The sequence below is a fragment of the Sphingosinicella xenopeptidilytica genome, assembly GCF_042676985.1.
GTDB classification, from domain to species: Bacteria; Pseudomonadota; Alphaproteobacteria; order Sphingomonadales; family Sphingomonadaceae; genus Sphingosinicella; species Sphingosinicella xenopeptidilytica.
This window is the reverse complement of record NZ_JBHTIK010000008.1, coordinates 227,499-246,232: the sequence shown is the minus strand read 5'-3', so window position 1 is coordinate 246,232 and position 18,734 is coordinate 227,499. Positions and strand designations below refer to the sequence as shown.

Sequence of the window (18,734 nt, the reverse complement as noted above, 5' to 3'; positions counted from 1 at the left end):
CACGCATTATGTCGTCTCTGCATGACAAAATCGCACTGATCACCGGTGGGGGATCCGGCATCGGCCGTGCCACGGCATTGCTGATGGCGGAACGTGGCGCGGCCGTCATGATTGCGGGAACCAATCGAGACGCCGGCGCCGCGGTTGCCTCTGAAATCCACGCGATGGGAGGCAGAGCGGAGAGCATCCACATGGATCTGCGTGTGGAAGCCGACATCAAGGCGGCCGTTGAGGCCACCGTGGCACGGTTCGGCCGCATCGATATCCTGCACAACAACGCCGCCTACGCGCCGACCCACGTTCTTGGCGAGGATGTCGACATCCTCTCGATCTCGACCGAGACATGGGATGCCGTCATGGCCGGGACGCTGCGAGGCACCATGCTGGGCTGCAGGTACGGCGTGATCGAAATGCTGAAGACCGGCGGCGGCGCGATCATCAACACCACCTCGATGTACGGCGTCAGTGCGTTCAACAGGATGCCCGCATACAGCGTTTCCAAGGGCGCCATTCACATTCTCACGCAGCATGTCGCCACGCGCTTTGGGCGGCGCGGAATCCGCTGCAATGCGATCGCTCCGTCGATGGTGCGGACCCCGATGCTCGAGGCCGCGGTTCCGGAAGCCTTCATCTCTATCAACGAGGATGCCTCGTTGACGGGGCGAATTGCCGATCCGGACGATATCGCCCGGATCGTCGCTTTTCTGGCATCCTCCGACGCCGCGCATCTGACCGGGCAGATCATCCATGCGGACGGAGGTACGACGGCTCATCTGGCGACCTACGCAGACACCCGGCGCTTTTTTGGAGAGGAATAGTTCAAGTCACCGCGATGGGCGATGGTGCGGCTCGACCAAACAGCTGCGGTCGATCGTGTCAACACGCGTTCGGCCGGTCAATACGTATACGGCGGTCCGATTCGACATTGCCGTGCCTTATATGAAAACTCCCGACACCAACGAATGATGGCCATATCCGACGTGTCGAACATGCTTGATACTTCTGACGATATCACAGCCAATCGGCCGGCTACGGAATGAGAGCGATGGGTGCCGTGACGGATCGTTCCTCGAGCATGGCCTGTGCCTCCCCTGCCTTGGCGAGGGGAAGGCAGAGGGGATCGGGAAAGCGCAGCACGCGGGCGTTGACCATATCTGTGAGACTGCGCATCATCGAGCCACGCCGAACGGCGTCGGCGATAAAGTCGAATAGGATGGGGCGCGTTATCGTGAGCGACTTTACAGCCAACCTGTCGACGTCAATCTGCTCCACCTTTCCACCTGACTGACCAAACAGCGCAATATGGCCGCAGGACTTCGCTGCCTTGAGCGATGTGCCGAAAGTGGGAGTGCCGACAGAGTCGCAGACATAATCGAATGTCGCGCCTTGTTCGGCCACCAGCCGCTCGCTCCAGCCGTCTTCGACATAGGAATAGATGTTATCGCAGACAGCTGCGATCTCGGGAGGAACCGACCGCTTACCTACCGTTCCGACCACCGCGGCACCGATATGCCGGGCCCAGCTCGCCAGCATTTGGCCCATGCTGCCGGCGATCGCATGTATCAGGCAGCGATCGCCCGGCCGCACCTGATACACCTCTTCCAACAGCATCGCGGCGGTCAGGCCGCGAACGAGCGATGTCGCCACAACGCCGTCCGAAAGACTCTCCGGCGGTTCGGCAAGAAGCGAAGTAGCGACGTTCCGTTCCTCACAATAGGCACCATAGCCGCGATCTACATAGGCGACGCGCTGGCCGACACGCCAATCGCCGGAACCCGGCCCAACAGCGATGATTACGCCTACCGCTTCGATGCCGGGGACGCCGGGTATCGTCAGCGTCTGATACAAACCCGTCCGAACGTAGATGTCATGAAAGTTCACGCCAATCGCACTATGCCGTACACGCACTTCACTTGGCCCAGGATCACTGGAATTTATCATCCGCAGTTCGAGGACAGAAGAATTGCCATATCCTGTTTGCACAACTGCTCGGAACTGACTACCGGCCATCAGGAAGAACTGCGCAGTATCGCTATCGGATGCCGCATCAAACACCTTCCACGGCGATAAGCTCCACCGAGCTAAATGGCGCACGGCGTTTCTTCAATATCTGATATTCCTGTGAATTATAGAAGCCCTCAGCAGCCGCCATATCGGGAAATTCGATGATAACGACCCGGCCCTCGAAGACGGCCCCCTCCAGGCCGACCGTCCGGCCACCACGGGCAAGGAAACGTCCGCCAAAGCGGCGAACGACCTCGGGCACATCCGCCGAATAGGTCGCATATCCATTTGCATCAGAGATCGCCGCACGGGCCAGGATGTATGCTTTCATGAACAGCTATTCCTTCAGCAGTTACTCAAGCAGCGGTCACTAGATTCCTGACATCGCTTCCGTCAATGACATGGTGCTGCGCATTTCTTCACCGACCAGACGCAACATATGACAAGACGCCCACCGTACCGCCACCCGCCGGAGCATAGGCTTAAGCACGCCCGGCAGTGTACACAGAGTGGAGGGAACACCGCCAAGCTACCGACCTCCATGACTGAAAATGACAATCCCATCGGTGCCCAGATCAGCGGCAGCACTCGCGGCCCCCGTCCCCCGGATAAAAACGAGATCGCGGCAGGTGACTGACCCTCGCTCGTCACAAGCCTATGGTAGGAGTGTCGGCTTTAGGGTGGCTGCCTCAAGCCAAGTCAGAACAGGCCCGATCCCGTCCGACCGAATGCAAGTGCCTATCCTGAAATCCCAGTGCCTGTGTCAGTGAGAACGGCCCGTATGTCAGAACGTGGGAGTCGCCGTCGCGGTGGTTGGTGTCTCGGGACGAAAGAAGTTCACGATCGCAACAGCGTTATTGTCGAGTGCAGGCACCTTGAGATCGACGATCAATTCTCTGAGCGTTCTATCCTCGGAGACATTCCGCGCTGCTTCCGTGCGAGCGCCCTTGGGTATGTAGTAAGCTTGCCTGTCGTCGACATCCAGGCAGATCCGTTCCCCATCCGCGTACACACCTTCGATCTTGGCACCGTCGTATGCAATCAGGAGATGATCGTACGGGTGATCATGCCAAAGACAATATTCCCCTGGCCCCAGAATGAGTTCCCAGATCCGAATTTGTGCATTCTCGAACAGAAGCGTGCCAGGAGGTCCGGGCTTCTTCGCGGAACGTCCCTCGGCATCAAGAACTGCATTCATTATTCGCACCTCCACAAGGCTGGTATCCAGCGCGACTGACCTCACGCTGGATACCGTTTTTGCCATAGGATCAGGCTGCAAGCCCGAGTTCATCGACCGTCGGGCCAATACGATCGACAATATCCCGCAGGTTGCCGGCCGCCGGATAGGCTCGCGGCAAGTCCTCACCCAGGAAGCGCCGTAGTTTCGGAGCAGGCAGCCGCTCGATCACGGGTCTCAAAACTTCGCGGCCTTGCGGCCAAAAACCCTCGCCGTGGCCGATATCGGCGCCCCAGATCACGTTGGGGACACGGTCGAGCAAGCCCGATTCCAGGCCATCCCGAAGGACAAAATTGGTCGCCGAGTGACACAGGAAGCAATTACGCGCCCAATATTCTGAAGGAATCAGTTCGGGAGCGCTTTCGTTGGGAAAGCGCGTGAACAATTCATCCGGATTCGTGACCAAGCCGTCGAGGTCCCTCAGCAGGGGCGAAACCCAGTCCGCTCCGATTTCCGAGAAAACAAAACGCAGCTTCGGGAAACGATCGAAAACGCCGCCGAACATCGCGCACCAAAGCGGACGCTGCGCAAACCACATGGCTTCCGTGAACCAGAGCAGGGATATCGTATTCAAACTATTGCCAACCCAATCCGGCCCGCCCTTCGAGAGGTGGATATTGATCGTGAGATCCAACTCTTCGCAAACCCTCCAGAACGGATCGTAGCGAGGGTGATGATAAAGGGGCAGATAATAGTCGAGCGGAAGCATCACGGCCGTGCGGAGACCGCCCTCGTAACAGCGCCGAACCTCTTCGATAGCCCAGTCGACATCTTCGAGCGTACCCAGAATGATGCAGCCGAGGAGACGGCGTGGATCGGTAGAGCAAAAATCCGCCAGCCAACGATTATAGGCGCGGGCACCACGCCGCTGCCACTCGGGCGAGTAGTTCTCGCCTTTGCTTCTGGCGACGGCGCTCGTAGCAAGCCCAGAACCCCATGGGGGATCATTGCGGTTCTGATCGTCCGGCACCAGAACCTCGGCGACTATACCTTCTTCATCATAGGCACGAAGCCGCAGGTTCGGGTCCCAAGCAACCGGGCTGCCCACACCTGGAATGAAGCTTTCGTCGATGCGCAGCTTATCATGACATTTTGCCGGAAGCATCGACGTCGGCTCCGCCGGCGACCACATCCATTGATGTTTGGCCAAATACGCGTCGAAATCCTCCCGAAACTCGGGGTCGACATAAGGCCTGTAGTCCTTGGTTTGAGGGCCCACATGCCCGTCTCCGGACGCCAGAATAACCTTTTCAGTAACAGCCATGGACCCTCTCCCGATTCGACGCCCGAAACACGTGCGACTGATTAATTTTTCGGGGCGGACGCTATATCACTATCTGCGCATCGTCAATAGACCTATTTGCCCTTCAATCATCCACCCATGCGCTAGATTGCACGAGACTTCCACCCATTCTCAATCTCAAGATTATTCAGCATATTCGCCGAATACTTAGGCACCTTTGACGGTATGTGCGTTGGGTTTAGAGGCTCCGCTCCATCAATCAGGCCGGACGCTCCCATATGAATCTTTGACATATTGTCCGTTTTATCATTAGATTTATCGGCACATTCGATGTATTTATCCGTTGCTTGAGAAGCAGGCCGTACGTAGCGCGTCGAGGGCAAGGCGCACTGGCGCTCGGAATCACTGTGATATCGGATCAGCGCCAACTGGAATTGCCAGAAGACTGCAGCACGAAGCCGAGAGGTCTATCGACTGAATTGACGATCAAGCTGAAAGGCCCCAGAGGTTGAATATCGAAGACGTAAGCGATAGCGGTCAAAATGACCGCATAGTTGTTCTGTTTCCGCAAGGGGAAGATATGGCAAAGGCAAAGGGGGCCAAGGCCGCCGATCAGCGTGAGGCACAGCGCGTGCCGCCTCGCCGCGGGAAAAAGTCTCGATCCGACATTGCGGCGCAACCCGTGTTGACCGACACCAACCGCTCCCGTGACGGATTGCTATTGGTGGCCGCTGAACTTTTTGCTTCGCATGGCTATGCGGCCGTCAGCACGACCATGATCGCCAAGGCCGCGGGGCTCACGCAATCGATGGTTCACTATTATTTCGGGTCAAAGGAAGCGCTTTGGAAAGCGGCGGTCGACCATATCGTCGAACGCCGAGGCATCGTATTCGGTACGGTTCCTCACGATCTAAAGGACATCGACGCGGTATCAAGGCTGAAGATACTGGTTCGCCGTCTCTTTCGCGCCAATCTTCAAAACCCGCAATTCACGCGCATAATCCTCCATGAGGCCGTCACGATCAGCCCCAGGCTGGAATGGCTTCTCGACCGCCATCTCATGAGAGGCTTTGACGTCATCGGCATCATGCTGGCTGACGCCCTCAAAGACAAGACGATTAAAGACCTTCCCTTTCACAATGTCAGTGCGATCATAACAGCTGTCGCCGCCACAGTAGTATCTCAAGGGAATGTCACCCATACAACGAAAGGCATCGACCTTAATTCTGAGGAGAATGCAGATTCTTTAGAGGATTCCATTATAGAAATCTTGTTCAATGGACTATGTGAGAGCCGAAAGCGACCTGAAATCATTTAAAACTGGATGAACGCCGACAGGGTGGTTATTGTCGGCCTTTTCGACAAAGGCCTCCGCAGAAACATTTGTCACTCTCCAGAATATATGATGCTGCGTGAATATCGCGGTCTGGACTGCCCGTGACGACTGGTCCGATTACGTAGTTAGCACCACTTTGGCAGACATTCATCTTGGAGCGACCCGCCCGAGTCTCGGTATAGGCATTATCTGTCGGTTTGCCGGGGCAGCTGAAGTCGGTCCGGACACTATGGTCGTAAGCCCATAAATCCACCAAGCGGTCGGTAAATTCTGCTCCGTTGTCAGCAAACAAATATTTGGGTGCTCCACGCTGCCGAGCCAGACGGTTGAGAGCCTCGACCACATGCTCGGCCCCACCCCGATCTCCAGCGCCTCGCGAATGAACACATCCACCACCGTCAGCATTCGGAACTTCTGCCCATCACTCAGTTGGTCGTAGAAGAAGTCCAGACTCCATGCTCCGTTCGGCCGCTGCGGCGTGGGCCGGGCTTGCCGATGCACGACCATCTTGCGCCTGCGCAGCTGTTTTGCACGCAAAACTAGGCCTTCCTCACGGTTCAGCCTATAAACGATGTTCTTGCCGACCTGTTAGCCTTTGCGCTTCATCATCACATAGACATGTCGGCTCTGCGTCGCGCGCAGCCACTTCCGGCGATCTCGGAAGACAGGCCCGATATCGTTGAGCTCTCTATTCCCGTCGAATTCTTTACGCGATGAGGATGGTGTGCTGTCCGCTTCGGCATGGCATGTCGTCGCGATTGGTTTACCGAATGCCTGATGGCCCCGCATCGTCCGTCAAAAGAGACTAGCACGTGGTCCGCGCGATAGACGCTTTTTAGAACGAAAAACGCTGCATTTAACCCCCGTCGTGAAGCGCGAAGTGGCCTGCATCATGTAAGGTGAACGAGGGGCAGGTATCAGCGGCTGCAATTTCACCCCTGAACGTCTTAATTGTTAGCGTCAGCCGCTCCGGTCGTATGCACTTCGAACGTTGCTCGTACGATATCCCACGCTCGTTCCAAGCCTCATTTCGCCTTGGTGCGATCACTTGAAAAGATAGGGTATGGGCCCACTTCTGTTCAGGTCTGAGGCGAGAGATCGTCCGATTGGCGGAAAGGCGCGCTGTGGGCAGGATGGGCGTTCACAGACTTTGCAGCCGGCGCCGATGGGTGTGGCTGAACTCGAATCTTTCAGGTCGAGGCCTTTCGAGTAGATCAGCCGGTCCGCGTGGCGGATGTCGCAGCCGAGGCCGATTGCGAAGGTCTTGCCGGGTTCGCCGTAGCCTGTGCCGCCGCGCCCCACGGTACGGGCGATCCAGAGGTAGGTGCGGCCATCGGGCATCTGCGCGATCTGGGTGAGGATACGGCCGGGCTGGGCGAAGGCTTCGTAGACGTTCCACAAGGGACAGGAGCCGCCGACGCGGGAGAAGTGGAAGTCGGTAGCGGACTGGCGCTTGGAGATGTTGCCGGCACGGTCGACGCGGATGAGGAAGAAGGGGACGCCGCGCGCGTCGGGGCGCTGGAGGGTGGAGAGGCGGTGGCAGATGGTTTCGAAGCCGACGCCGAAGTGTCGGCTGAGCCGTTCGATGTCGTAGCGCCCGTCTTCGGCGGCGCGGAGGAAGGGGGCGTAGGGGAGAAGGAGGGCGCCGGCGAAATAGTTGGCGAGACCGATCCGACAGAGACTCTGCGTCTCTTCGGTGCCGAGCGCGGGGTCGGACGCAAGCGTATCGATCACGTCGCCGAGTTCGAGGAAGGCGAGCTGCGTCGCCATCTGGAAGGCCTGCTGACCCTGGCGCAGATGCGCGGCGAGATGGAGCGTGCGGGCGCGCGGATCGAACCGGCGCTGCAAGGCATCGGTGTCGTCCGGAACGACACGGATGCCGTGCCGCTGATCGAGCCAGCGGACGAGCCCGGCATGGACCGAATGCGGCCCGAGACCGGCTTTGGCGTAAAGCCGTTCCGCCGCTGCATCCAACTCGGGGATATGATTGCGGCGCGCGTAGAAGAAATCGCGAACCTGCTCGAACGGCGTGCGCGCGGGCGCATCTCCCGTCCAGTCGTCGCCGAGCTGCGCCGCCATCGCCTCCGCACGCTCCACGACCTCGCGGTAGCGATGATGCAGCGATACGAACGCGCGCGCCATCGCCGGCATCCCGGCCGCAAGCTCGCGAACTTCGGCAAGAGAGACGTGCTCGGTCTGCGCTTCGTCGGACAGCGCCTCGCGGACGTCGCCGATGAGCCTCGCCTCGTCGGCTTCCGAAAAGAGCTGCACGTCAACGCCGAACACGGCGTTGATGCGAAGCAGGACGGGCACCGTCAGCGGCCGCTGATTATGCTCGATCTGGTTCAGATAGCTCGTGGAGATACCGAGCGCCGCGGCGAGTTCGATCTGCTTGAGGTTCCGCTCCTCCCGCAGCCGCTGCAGCCGGACACCCATGAACACCTTGCGCACGCTTCGACTCTTTCGCAATTTTTGCAATTCCGTCGAAATCGTCCACAAATCTTTGCAAATTCAGGACTTATCGACTCACCGAGAGTGTGAATATTGCGAATTTGCTGCGACGGCAAGCGTCCGGCGGAGGAGCGCGATGCGGATGCACAATGATCGGTCGGACGAGACCCGCTTCGTGGAGATGGTCTTCCCCGAGCAGGCGAACCACTACGGCACGCTGTTCGGCGGCACCGCGCTCAGCCTGATGGGCAAGGCAGCGTTCGTCGCCGCCAGCCGCCGCGCCCGCCGAACCGTCGTGATGGCCACCTCCGACAAGGTCGCATTCCATATGCCCGTCGCGGTTGGCCAGCTTGTCGAGCTGGCAGCGCACGTCTCCCGCGTCGGCCGTACCTCGATGACCGTCGAGGTCGCCGTGACGGTCGAAACCCTGACAACCGGCGATGCGCGGCCAGTTCGAGATGGTCGCCGTCGACGCGAACGGCAGGCCGGTACCTGTCGATCCCGAATACCCCGCAACGAAGGAAGCGTGAATTCATGAAGCTGCACACCGTCCGCACCTATAAATCCGCCGAACCGCTGGCGCGCGAGGACCAGCTCGCGTGGAAACTTGCCGCCGTCGCGACCGATCCGGTTGCCGTCGAAGCGGACGTGATCGAGATGATCGGCAACCGCATCATCGACAACGCCGCCGTCGCGGCGGCTTCCGTGGCGCGCGGCCCGATTCGCTCGGCGCGGGCGCAGGCGCTCGGCCATCAGGCGGCGCGCGGCGCGGCGGTGTTCGGCCTGCCGCCGGATGTGAAGGTGAGCCCCGAATGGGCGGCATGGGCGAACGGCGTCGCCGTGCGCGAACTCGATTTCCACGACACGTTCCTCGCCGCCGATTACAGCCACCCCGGCGACAACATCCCGCCGATCCTCGCCGTCGCACAGGCAAAGGGGCTGGACGGCGCAGCACTCGTGCGCGGCATCGCGGCCGGATATGAAATCCAGGTCGATCTGGTGAAAGGCCTCTGCCTTCACGAGCACAAGATCGATCACATTGCGCATCTGGGGCCGAGCGCGGCGGGCGGTATCGGTGCGCTGCTCGGGCTTTCGACCGAAGTGACGTATCAGGCGATCCAGCAGGCGCTGCACGTGACGACGACGACGCGCCAATCGCGCAAGGGCGAGATTTCGACGTGGAAGGCCTATGCTCCCGCGTTCGCGGGCAAGATGGCGATCGAGGCGGTGGACCGCGCGATGCGCGGCGAAGGCGCCCCCTCGCCCGCCTATGAAGGCGAGGACGGCTTCATCGCGTGGCTGCTTTCCGGCCCGGCGCACAGCTATCAGGTGCCGCTGCCCGAGCCGGGCGAGCCGAAGCGCGCGATCCTCGACACCTACACCAAGGAATATTCAGCCGAATACCAGAGCCAGGCGCTGATCGACCTCGCGAAGCGCATGGGGCCGAAGGTCGGCGATTTCGGCGATGTGGAAAGCATCCTCATCAAGACCAGCCATCACACGCATTACGTGATCGGCACCGGCGCGAGCGACCCGCAGAAGATGGACCCGAAGGCGAGCCGCGAAACACTAGACCATTCGATCATGTATATCTTCGCGGTCGCGCTGCAGGACGGCGGCTGGCACCACGCGCGGAGCTACGCCCCCGAACGCGCGCAGCGACCGGACACGGTGGACCTGTGGCACAAGATCTCCACCGAGGAGGACCCGGCGTGGACCGCGCGCTATCACGCCAAGGGCAGCGACAAGGCGTTCGGCGGCAAGGTCATCATCAAGATGAAGGACGGCCGCTCGATCGTCGACGAACTCGGTGTTGCCGATGCCCACCCGGCAGGTGCGCGGCCGTTCGCACGCCCGCAATACATCGAGAAGTTCCGCACGCTGGCGGAGGGAATCGTCGAGCGGGCCGAGCAGGATCGCTTCATCGGCCTCGTGGAGCGCCTGCCGCTGCTGAGCGCGGCCGAGGTCGCGCAGCTCAATTTCATCGTACCGGCCGAGCGGCTGGGCGCGGCCGCACCGGCCGGCATCTTCTGAACCGGAGAAAAAAATGGGAGCCCAGTTCAAGCCCAAGAAGTCAGTGGCGCTTTCGGGCGTCGCCGCGGGCAACACCGCGCTCTGCACGGTGGGCCGTACGGGAAACGATCTGCATTATCGGGGCTACGACATCCTCGATCTCGCCGAGACGAGCGAATTCGAGGAGATCGCGCACCTGCTCGTTCACGGCGAACTGCCGACGCCCGTGCAGCTTGCCGCGTACAAGGCAAAGCTGAAGGGGCTGCGCGGCCTGCCGCAATCGGTGAAGGCGGCGCTGGAGGCGATCCCCGCCGCCGCGCACCCGATGGACGTGATGCGATCCGGCGTCTCGGCGCTCGGCTGCATGCTGCCGGAGACGCACGACCACAACCTGCCCGACGCGCGGGATATCGCGGACCGGCTGATGGCATCGCTCGGATCGATCCTGCTTTACTGGTATCACTTTGCGCACCACGGGCGGCGGATCGAGGTGGAAACCGACGATGACAGCATCGGCGGGCATTTCCTGCACCTGCTGCGCGGGCGGGCACCATCCGACAGCTTCGTGCGCGCGATGCACACGTCGCTGATCCTATATGCGGAACACGAGTTCAACGCCTCCACGTTCACCGCGCGGGTGATCGCGGGTACAGGCTCCGACATGTATTCGTGCATCGCGGGCGCGATCGGCGCGCTGCGCGGCCCGAAGCACGGCGGCGCCAACGAGGTCGCCTTCGAGATCCAGAAGCGCTACGCGAATGCCGATGAGGCCGAGGCCGATATCCGCCGCCGCGTCGCCGCGAAGGAGGTCGTCATCGGGTTCGGCCATCCCGTCTACACGGTGGCCGATCCGCGCAATGTCGTCATCAAGCGTGTCGCGCAGGCGCTCGCCGACGAACAGGGCGCACACCGGCAGTTCAGGGTCGCCGAGCGCATCGAGCAGGTGATGTGGGATGCGAAGCGTATGTTCCCCAACCTCGATTGGTTCAGTGCCGTTTCCTACCACCTGATGGGCGTGCCGACGGCGATGTTCACGCCGCTGTTCGTCATCGCGCGCACATCCGGCTGGGCGGCGCACGTGATCGAGCAGCGGCAGGACAACAAGATCATCCGCCCGTCGGCGAACTATATCGGCCCCGAGAATCTCGCCTTCGTGCCGCTCGCGCGGCGCGGCGAGATCCCGGCCGCGTAAGGAGCGAATATGCCGTATCTGATTGCAGACGAATTGCCGAAGCAAAGTGCGGGGAAACGGTTCCGCGCGCTTCTGGAACGGCCGCAAATTTTCCAGCTTCCGGGCGCCCACAACGGCCACGCCGCATTGCAGGCGAAGGCGGCCGGGTTCGAGGGTCTTTACCTTTCGGGCGCAGCGATGACCGCAAGCATGGGGCTTCCCGACCTCGGCATCATCACCGTGGACGAGGTGGCGTTCTTCATCCGGCAGATCGTGCGCGCATCCGGCCTGCCGCTGCTGGTGGACGGCGACACCGGCTATGGCGAGGCGCTGAACGTGATGCACATGGTGCGCAGCTTCGAGGAGGCGGGCGCGGGCGCCGTGCATCTGGAAGACCAGATCCTGCCGAAGAAATGCGGGCACCTCAATGGCAAGAAACTCGCCGATGCACACGACATGGCCACCAAGGTTGCCGCCGCGAAAAGGGCCGCGCGGGACATGGTGATCGTCGCGCGCACCGATGCGGCGGGGGTCGAAGGTTTTGAAGCGGCGGTGGCGCGCGCGAAGCTGTATGTCGAAGCGGGGGCCGAAGCAATCTTCCCCGAGGCGCTGGTGACGCGCGAGATGTTCGAGGCGTTCGCGAAGGCCATGCCGGGCGTGCCGTTGCTCGCGAACATGACCGAATTCGGAAAGACGCCGTTTTTCACCGCCTCCGAATTCCAGGAGATGGGCTACAGGATGGTGATCTGGCCGGTTTCCAGCCTGCGCGCTGCCAACAAGGCGCAGGCGAAGCTCTACGCCGCCATTGCGAAGGACGGCGGCACGCACAACATGATCGGCGAGATGCAGACGCGCGCCGAACTCTACGAGACGATCGGTCTTCACGATTATGAGGCGCTGGATGCCTCGATCGTGAGGACGGTGCTGCCATCGCAATAAGGATATAAAGATTTCTTTATGTTCGTGTTGACACCGGCGGCGGGCACGGTAAGGTGCATGGGTCGAGGTTCCCGGCGTGCGCAAGCGCGCCGGGCTAAGACGGGAAGCCGGTGGCGCCTGCGTGCAGGTGGAATCCGGCGCTGCCCCCGCAACTGTAAGCGGCGAGCGGCGGTTCCTTTCATGCCACTGGCGCGTGATTGCGTCGGGAAGGCCGGAGCCGCAGCGATGACCCGCGAGCCAGGAGACCTGCCTCGTCGCGATACGTTTCCTCGGGCGGGGTGCCCCGGTGGATCGCGCGAGATGCCGTGCACGGGCCGCTGGTCCATGCCTCGCGCGCCCATCGGTGTGTCTGCCCATAGTGCAGGTGTGAACCGATGACCCGTCCGATGTTTTCCGTCCGAATGAGCAGGCGCGCTGCGTCCCGCTGACGCGGCGCGCCATTTCCCCAGCAGCATTTTCGCACACCAGAAACCGGCAGGCGGAGCGCCTTGCCGGAAGGAGATTTCCCATGCCCGTTTACGTCAGCAACCTCGGCTTTCCCCGCATCGGCGCACGCCGCGAACTGAAGACCGCGCTCGAATCCTGCTGGTCCGGCAAGACCACGCGCGAGGCGCTGCTCGGCACCGCGAAAGAGCTGCGCGCCGCGACCTGGCAGCGCCAGCAGGCGCTGGGGCTCGATGTCGTGCCGTCGGGCGATTTCTCGTTCTACGATCAGGTGCTGGATACCAGCGTGATGCTGGGCGCGATTCCCGCGATCTATCGCCCGCTCGGCGCGCCGGATTCGCTCGACGTTTATTTCGCGATGGCACGCGGCACGCAGGCGGGGAACAGCGACACCGGCTGCACGCATGGGCACGGAAACGGGCACGGGAAAGGCGATGTGCCCGCGCAGGAAATGACCAAGTGGTTCGACACCAACTATCATTATCTCGTGCCGGAGATCGGCCCGCGCCAACGCTTCGAACTGACCACGACGAAGCCGGTCGATGAATTCCGCGAAGCGAAAGCGCTCGGCATCCACACGCGGCCCGTCATCATCGGCCCGGTGACATGGCTGCTGCTCGCGAAATCCGCACAGGAAGGATTCGAACCGCTGTCGCTGCTCGGCGAACTGCTGCCGGTGTATGTCGAACTGCTGTCGCGGCTGCGCGATGCCGGTGCGGACTGGGTGCAGATCGACGAGCCTGCGCTGGTGCTCGACCTCGATGACAAGGCGCGCGCGGCGTTCCGCACCGCCTATGCCGAATTCGCCGAGCGCGTTTCCGGGCTGAAGCTGATGCTGGCCACGTATTTCGGCGGGCTCGGCGACAATCTCGATACGGCGGTCGGCCTGCCGGTCGCGGGTCTGCATGTCGATCTGGTGCGCGCGCCGGAGCAACTGGATGCCGTTGTGGAAAAGGCGCCCGCGAACCTCACGCTGTCGCTCGGCGTCGTCGACGGGCGCAACGTGTGGAAGACCGATCTCGCCGCCGTGCTCGACCGGATCGCTCCGGTCGCGGCGCGGCGCACGAAGCTGCTGATCGCGCCTTCGTGTTCGCTGCTGCACGCACCGATCGATCTCGACCTCGAAACGAAGCTCGATCCGCAAGTGAAGGACTGGCTGGCGTTCGGCGTGCAGAAGCTGGAGGAACTCGCGCTGCTCGGCAAGGCGCTGAACAATGGGCGCGAAAGCGTTGCGGAGGCGCTGGCGGCGAATGCGGCCTCGATCGCCGCGCGGCGGGCCTCGCCGCTGGTGCGCGACCCGGCGGTACGCGCGCGGCTGGCGAGCGTGGACGCGGGCTGGTCCGTGCGGGCGACGCCGTTCGCCGAGCGTATCGCGGCGCAACGGGCGATCCTCGATCTGCCGCCGCTGCCGACGACCACCATCGGTTCCTTCCCGCAGACAGCAGAGGTGCGCAAGGCGCGCGCAGCACACGGCAAGGGCTTGCTCGACGACGTGGGATATGACGCGTTCCTCCGCGAGGAGACGGAGCGCGCCATCCGCTGGCAGGAGGAAATCGGGCTCGACGTGCTCGTCCACGGCGAGTTCGAGCGCAACGACATGGTGCAGTATTTCGGCGAGCAGCTTTCGGGATTCGCCTTCACGCGCGGCGGCTGGGTACAGAGCTACGGATCGCGCTGCGTGCGGCCGCCGATCATCTACGGCGACGTCGCGCGGCCGAAGCCGATGACGGTGGATTGGTGGCGCTACGCACAGTCGCTGACCGACAAGCCGGTGAAGGGGATGCTGACAGGCCCGGTGACGATCCTGCAATGGTCGTTCGTGCGCGACGACCAGCCGCGTGCGGATACCTGTCGTCAGATCGCGCTCGCCATCCGCGACGAAGTGGTGGACCTTGAAGCCGCGGGGGCGAAGATCGTGCAGATCGACGAAGCGGCGCTACGCGAGGGCCTGCCGCTGCGCCGTGTCGATTGGCAGTGTTACCTCGATTGGGCGGTCGATGCGTTTCGCCTCGCTGCATCGGGCGTGAAACCAGAAACCCAGATCCACACGCACATGTGCTATTCGGAGTTCAACGACATCATCGCCGCCATCGGCGCGATGGATGCCGATGTGATCTCGATCGAGACGGCGCGATCGAAGATGGAGCTTCTAGGTGCATTCTCCGCCTACAGCTACCTCAACGAGATCGGGCCGGGAGTCTACGATATCCACTCACCGCGCGTACCTTCGACGGCCGAAATGGAAACGCTTCTCGTCAAGGCAAGCGAAAGCCTGTCCGCAAGCCAGCTATGGGTGAATCCCGATTGCGGTCTCAAGACTCGAAAATGGGAAGACGTAAAACCGGCGCTGGTCAACATGGTGGCTGCAGCTGCCGCGCTGAGGGCCTGCATTTCGAAAATTTAATCGTCCGCGCTGGTTTCTCTGCCATGTTCAATGACCGATAATACCATCGGGCGTTGGACATGGCGTGCCCGCTAAAACGATGAGCAGGTTTTCGATAGAGAGCCATTGCTTTAAGCGGCTGTGCTTCCGCCAGCATCGCGCCGGTCGGCTTCTCGATCAGCGGCGGTTCGCTTAAACCAACAACCTGCCTCAGGACGCATCACTCATTCGGACTGCGCGCCCGGATAAGGTGCGCGGGCGACCATGATGCTGCCTGGCCGGTTCGACAGGCGCGCTTCGCGCGTGTCTCCGTGGACGGACGACATCGCGAGGAATAGGTCGCGCCCATCAACGCCGCCGAGCGCGACGGCAAAGGCGCTGCGGCCTTCCGGCAGGCGAACGTGGTGCGTCACCCGCCCGCCCGCCTCGTAGCGCAGCACACGCCCGGGAATCGCGCTTGCCACCCAGATTCCGCCGGCGGCATCCAAACAAATACCGTCCGGCGTTTCTCCCTCCATTTCGGCCCACGTACGTGCCTCGCCGAGCGAGCCGTCCTCCGCGATCGAAAATGCGGTCAGTTTTCCGCCCAGGCTTTCCGCAACGATCAGCGTCCGGCCGTCCGGCATGATGACGCTGCCGTTGGGGAAGGCCAATCGGTCGGCGACGACCCGCACCGATCCGTCAGGATCGACGCGACAGATGTTGCCGGGCTTGAATTCCGGGTCGGCCCAGATGTCGAAGCCCATGCTTCCGACATAGGCGCGGCCCTTGCTGTCGACGACCATATCGTTCGCATAGGAGAGCGCATGGCGGGCGAGATCCGCATGCACGCGGACCTCGCCGTTCGCCAGTGCCAGCACCTGCCGGCGTTTCACCGATACGACGAGCAAGGTGCCGTCGGGCAGCCAGCCGAGGCCGGACGGATAATCGTCGAGCACGAGTTCGTCGCGGACATCGCCGCCGGGGCCGACAGACCGGACGCGCATGTCCTCCATGTCCGAGAACCACAGCCGGCCCGAATGCCAGCGCGGCCCCTCGGGGAAAACCAGCTTCCCGGCCAGATTGTGAAGCGGCCCTTCGCATTCTTCGCCGATCGCTTCACCCGCTTGCACAGGAATCTCCCTTCCGGATGCGCCTTGCTCCGCCGTCTATCCGATCAGAACGAAAGGCTGGCCTGCACGCCGTAGGTCCGCGGCGGTGCCAGCACGCTCGCGGTGATGCCATCGGCGAGATCGGCCCAGTAGGTCATGCTGGTCTTCACCTTCTCGTTCGTGATATTGTCCACGAAGGCCGCGATCTTCCATGTCTCCGACGGGGCGACATAGGTCACCCTGGCCTTCAGCCAGCCGAACTTCTTCTGCGACATTTCCTCGATCTTGAAGGCATTGAAGTACTGCCGCGACTGCAGGCTGTAGTCGCCGCGAAGGATGACACGGCCCGCATCGCCGAGGTCGGCCGTGTACTGCGCACCGAGCACCATCTTGAACTTCGGCGCGCGCGGCAGCGGAGAGCCGTCGAGATTTCTCTGATTTGGCGCCGTGCATCCCGGCTCCGGCGCGGGAAGCGGATACTTGGGATCGGCAAGGCAGGTATCCTTGAACGCGCCGTCGAGATAGGTCGCGCCGAAATCGATTTCGAATTCAGGCGTAAGCAGCGCCTTGCCTTCCAGCTCGACCCCCTTGATCACCGACTTGGCGGCATTGCGCAGAATCGTGTTCTGGCCTTCGACATCGAGAACCTGAAGATCGGTATAGTCATAATAGAAAGCGGAAAGATTCATCCGCAGTCGCCGGTCGAACAGGTCGCTCTTGATACCGGCTTCGTAAGCCCAGATCTTCTCGGGATCGAACGGCGTGTTCTGATAACTGCCCGCGTTGAAACCACCGCTCTTGAAACCGCGCGATGCCGAGGCATAGACAAGCACCTCATCGTTTGCCTGGAAGTTGAGGCCGACTTTCGGCGTGAAGGCGTTGAACGTCTTCGCGTCGAACGGTGCCACGTTGTCCAGGGCCGGCGTCAGGAAGTCCACGAAAACGAGGTCATTGCTGCCGTCGCGCTTCTCGGTGCTGTAGCGGCCGCCGAGCACCAGCTTCAATCGGTCCGTCAAACCGTACTCGGCCTCTCCGAACACGGCGAACGCATCAGTCTTGGTCGATCCGTTCAGGCGCAGCAGGCAGCACTCCGGATCATCGGGGAACCCGAACAGGGCATCGACATGATTCAGAAAATACTCGTTACGAATGTCGTTCTTCTCGTGGAAATAGTAGAGACCCAATATCCAGCTGAAGTTTCCGGTATCCGGAGAAACAAGCTGAAACTCCTGGCTCCATTGCCGGTGGTCTTCCTCCTTCAGCTGCGTGAAGGCGTTTACCGTCGTCAGGTCGGTGTCGTTGAAATTGTACGGATTGGTCTTCTTGTAAGCCGTCAGCGACGTCAGCGTGTAGTCGCCCAGCTGCAAGGTTCCCTTGAGGCTGACACCCCAGATTTCCAGCTTGTTGAACGGCGTGATATCGGACGAGATATGGCGCGACCCCGGCGCCGGAAGCGCGCCGCCGTTGTCGGCGAGATAGTCGCGATAGAACGGATTGTTGGCAGCGCCCGGCCCGTTGTAGAACCACACGATCGCGGAATCGTCGGCCCTGTAATAGTCGCCGATCAGAAGGAAATCGAGCGTGTCCGACGCCTTGTAATCGAGCGTCAGGCGCGCGGTGATATCGCTCTTGTCCTCGATCCGGTCCTTCGAGCCGCCAGGCCGCGTGACGACGGTGTAGCCGTCGCGATCCTCGAGCTGGACCGCGGCCCTCACCCGCAGCTTGTCCTCGACGATCGGCCCACTCGCCGCTGCGAAGACCTGATACCGGTCGTAATTGCCCACGAGCAGCGATGCATCCATGCTGAATTCGTCGGTCGGCATCTTCGAGATGACATTGACCGAACCGCCGGTGGCATTTCGCCCGTAAAGCGTGCCCTGCGGTCCGCGCACCGTCTCCACGCGCTCGACATCGAAAAAGCCCGGCACGGCGGCCGACGAGCGGGACAGGTAGACGCCGTTGACATGGAGCGCGGTCGAGCTGTCGGTGCCGCCGATCACGCCGGCATAGCCGATGCCCCGGATGAAGATCTGCGCCTCGCCCTGATAGAAGGCGACGTTCATGCTCGGCGACAGCTGGCCGAGCGCCTCGATGTCGGCAATCGAACGCTGCGCAAGATCATCGCCGGAAAGCGAAGCCACGGCCATGGCGGTCGCCTGAAGACTGGATTCGCGGCGCTGCGCCGTGATGACGATATCCTCGAGGCCGACTGTATCAACGGTATCGTTCGTCTGCGCGAAACTCTGCCCGGAGACGGACAGGGCACCCCCGACGAGCAGCGCCGCATAGCCAGCGGACTTCAACAGGGATGGCATGGTTCCAGTCTTCATAGTCTCTCCCCCCAACTTTGGTTTTCGGGCAGGTCAGGCCCTTCATTCACCGGCTGAGCCGGCTGACCGTTTGCGGAATTCCGGAAAGCGCC

The 18,734-nt window shown here is 61.7% G+C and carries 14 protein-coding genes and 1 riboswitch; of the genes, 7 read left to right on the top strand and 7 right to left on the bottom strand.

The annotated features are described in order from the left end of the window. Positions 1–8 precede the first annotated feature (8 nt). Entirely contained in the window at positions 9–818 is an 810-nt protein-coding gene (locus ACFQ00_RS13695; RefSeq protein ID WP_381491850.1) for an SDR family NAD(P)-dependent oxidoreductase, read from the top strand. A 211-nt stretch (positions 819–1,029) separates the two neighbouring features. On the opposite strand, the gene ACFQ00_RS13690 is transcribed toward ACFQ00_RS13695, so the two are convergent. From ACFQ00_RS13690 to ACFQ00_RS13675, 4 genes are all read right to left on the bottom strand, one after another. Continuing rightward, on the bottom strand, positions 1,030–2,055 hold the full coding sequence (locus ACFQ00_RS13690) for an alcohol dehydrogenase catalytic domain-containing protein (RefSeq protein ID WP_381491848.1): 1,026 nt from the start codon (positions 2,053–2,055) through the stop codon (positions 1,030–1,032). Then, entirely contained in the window at positions 2,048–2,335 is a 288-nt protein-coding gene (locus ACFQ00_RS13685; protein ID WP_381491845.1) for a DUF1330 domain-containing protein, read from the bottom strand. Before ACFQ00_RS13685 ends, ACFQ00_RS13690 begins: the two co-directional genes overlap by 8 nt. A 453-nt stretch (positions 2,336–2,788) precedes the next feature. After that, the gene (locus ACFQ00_RS13680) at positions 2,789–3,202 is read right to left on the bottom strand and encodes a hypothetical protein (protein ID WP_381491843.1); all 414 of its coding nucleotides are present in this window, start codon (positions 3,200–3,202) and stop codon (positions 2,789–2,791) included. Between the two features lie 70 nt (positions 3,203–3,272). After that, a complete protein-coding gene (locus tag ACFQ00_RS13675; RefSeq protein ID WP_381491840.1) occupies positions 3,273–4,505 on the bottom strand; it encodes an amidohydrolase family protein in 1,233 nt (410 codons plus the stop codon). A gap of 487 nt (positions 4,506–4,992) precedes the next feature. Here ACFQ00_RS13675 and ACFQ00_RS13670 point away from each other — a divergent pair, with 487 nt between their 5' ends. Beyond that, complete coding sequence (locus tag ACFQ00_RS13670; RefSeq protein ID WP_381491837.1) at positions 4,993–5,802, top strand: TetR/AcrR family transcriptional regulator; 810 nt, start codon at positions 4,993–4,995, stop codon at positions 5,800–5,802. 1,062 nt (positions 5,803–6,864) lie between these two features. Here ACFQ00_RS13670 and ACFQ00_RS13665 read toward each other — a convergent pair. After that, positions 6,865–8,271 (bottom strand): short-chain fatty acyl-CoA regulator family protein, encoded by a 1,407-nt coding sequence (locus ACFQ00_RS13665; RefSeq protein ID WP_381491834.1) that lies wholly within the window; start codon positions 8,269–8,271, stop codon positions 6,865–6,867. Positions 8,272–8,407: 136 nt separating this feature from the next. Here ACFQ00_RS13665 and ACFQ00_RS13660 point away from each other — a divergent pair, with 136 nt between their 5' ends. The 5 genes from ACFQ00_RS13660 (at position 8,408) to metE (ending at position 15,242) form a co-directional block, all read left to right on the top strand. Next, positions 8,408–8,809: an acyl-CoA thioesterase gene (locus ACFQ00_RS13660; protein ID WP_381491831.1), complete on the top strand. Its 402-nt coding sequence runs from the start codon at positions 8,408–8,410 to the stop codon at positions 8,807–8,809. Further along, entirely contained in the window at positions 8,806–10,305 is a 1,500-nt protein-coding gene (locus ACFQ00_RS13655) for an MmgE/PrpD family protein (protein WP_381491829.1), read from the top strand. The genes ACFQ00_RS13660 and ACFQ00_RS13655 overlap by 4 nt, the downstream gene beginning before the upstream one ends. Before the next feature lie 13 nt (positions 10,306–10,318). Beyond that, positions 10,319–11,476 carry a bifunctional 2-methylcitrate synthase/citrate synthase gene (prpC, locus tag ACFQ00_RS13650; protein ID WP_381491826.1) on the top strand — a complete coding sequence of 386 codons (1,158 nt, stop codon included), beginning with the start codon at positions 10,319–10,321 and terminating at the stop codon, positions 11,474–11,476. Positions 11,477–11,485: 9 nt separating this feature from the next. Then, positions 11,486–12,394 (top strand): methylisocitrate lyase, encoded by a 909-nt coding sequence (gene prpB, locus ACFQ00_RS13645; RefSeq protein WP_381491824.1) that lies wholly within the window; start codon positions 11,486–11,488, stop codon positions 12,392–12,394. Between the two features lie 48 nt (positions 12,395–12,442). Then, a riboswitch (cobalamin riboswitch) is annotated at positions 12,443–12,662 on the top strand. Between the two features lie 240 nt (positions 12,663–12,902). Beyond that, positions 12,903–15,242, top strand: coding sequence for a 5-methyltetrahydropteroyltriglutamate--homocysteine S-methyltransferase (gene metE / locus ACFQ00_RS13640; protein ID WP_381491821.1), 2,340 nt, complete (start codon positions 12,903–12,905; stop codon positions 15,240–15,242). A 203-nt stretch (positions 15,243–15,445) separates the two neighbouring features. Here the strand turns inward: metE and ACFQ00_RS13635 are convergent, their stop codons facing one another. Together ACFQ00_RS13635 and ACFQ00_RS13630 are read right to left on the bottom strand one after the other, a co-directional pair. After that, on the bottom strand, positions 15,446–16,333 hold the full coding sequence (locus tag ACFQ00_RS13635; RefSeq protein ID WP_381491819.1) for an SMP-30/gluconolactonase/LRE family protein: 888 nt from the start codon (positions 16,331–16,333) through the stop codon (positions 15,446–15,448). A gap of 44 nt (positions 16,334–16,377) precedes the next feature. Continuing rightward, the gene (locus ACFQ00_RS13630; protein WP_381491816.1) at positions 16,378–18,642 is read right to left on the bottom strand and encodes a TonB-dependent receptor; all 2,265 of its coding nucleotides are present in this window, start codon (positions 18,640–18,642) and stop codon (positions 16,378–16,380) included. Between the last annotated feature and the right edge of the window lie 92 nt (positions 18,643–18,734).

Bases quoted from the DNA above. Each gene is read 5' to 3' on its own strand.
- ACFQ00_RS13655 (WP_381491829.1), top strand. From the start codon at position 8,806: ATGAAGCTGCACACCGTCCGCACCTATAAATCCGCCGAACCGCTGGCG.
- ACFQ00_RS13660 (WP_381491831.1), top strand. From the start codon at position 8,408: ATGCGGATGCACAATGATCGGTCGGACGAGACCCGCTTCGTGGAGATG.
- ACFQ00_RS13630 (WP_381491816.1), bottom strand. From the start codon at position 18,642: ATGAAGACTGGAACCATGCCATCCCTGTTGAAGTCCGCTGGCTATGCG.
- prpB (WP_381491824.1), top strand. From the start codon at position 11,486: ATGCCGTATCTGATTGCAGACGAATTGCCGAAGCAAAGTGCGGGGAAA.
- ACFQ00_RS13680 (WP_381491843.1), bottom strand. From the start codon at position 3,202: ATGAATGCAGTTCTTGATGCCGAGGGACGTTCCGCGAAGAAGCCCGGA.
- ACFQ00_RS13695 (WP_381491850.1), top strand. From the start codon at position 9: ATGTCGTCTCTGCATGACAAAATCGCACTGATCACCGGTGGGGGATCC.
- metE (WP_381491821.1), top strand. From the start codon at position 12,903: ATGCCCGTTTACGTCAGCAACCTCGGCTTTCCCCGCATCGGCGCACGC.
- prpC (WP_381491826.1), top strand. From the start codon at position 10,319: ATGGGAGCCCAGTTCAAGCCCAAGAAGTCAGTGGCGCTTTCGGGCGTC.
- ACFQ00_RS13685 (WP_381491845.1), bottom strand. From the start codon at position 2,335: ATGAAAGCATACATCCTGGCCCGTGCGGCGATCTCTGATGCAAATGGA.
- ACFQ00_RS13675 (WP_381491840.1), bottom strand. From the start codon at position 4,505: ATGGCTGTTACTGAAAAGGTTATTCTGGCGTCCGGAGACGGGCATGTG.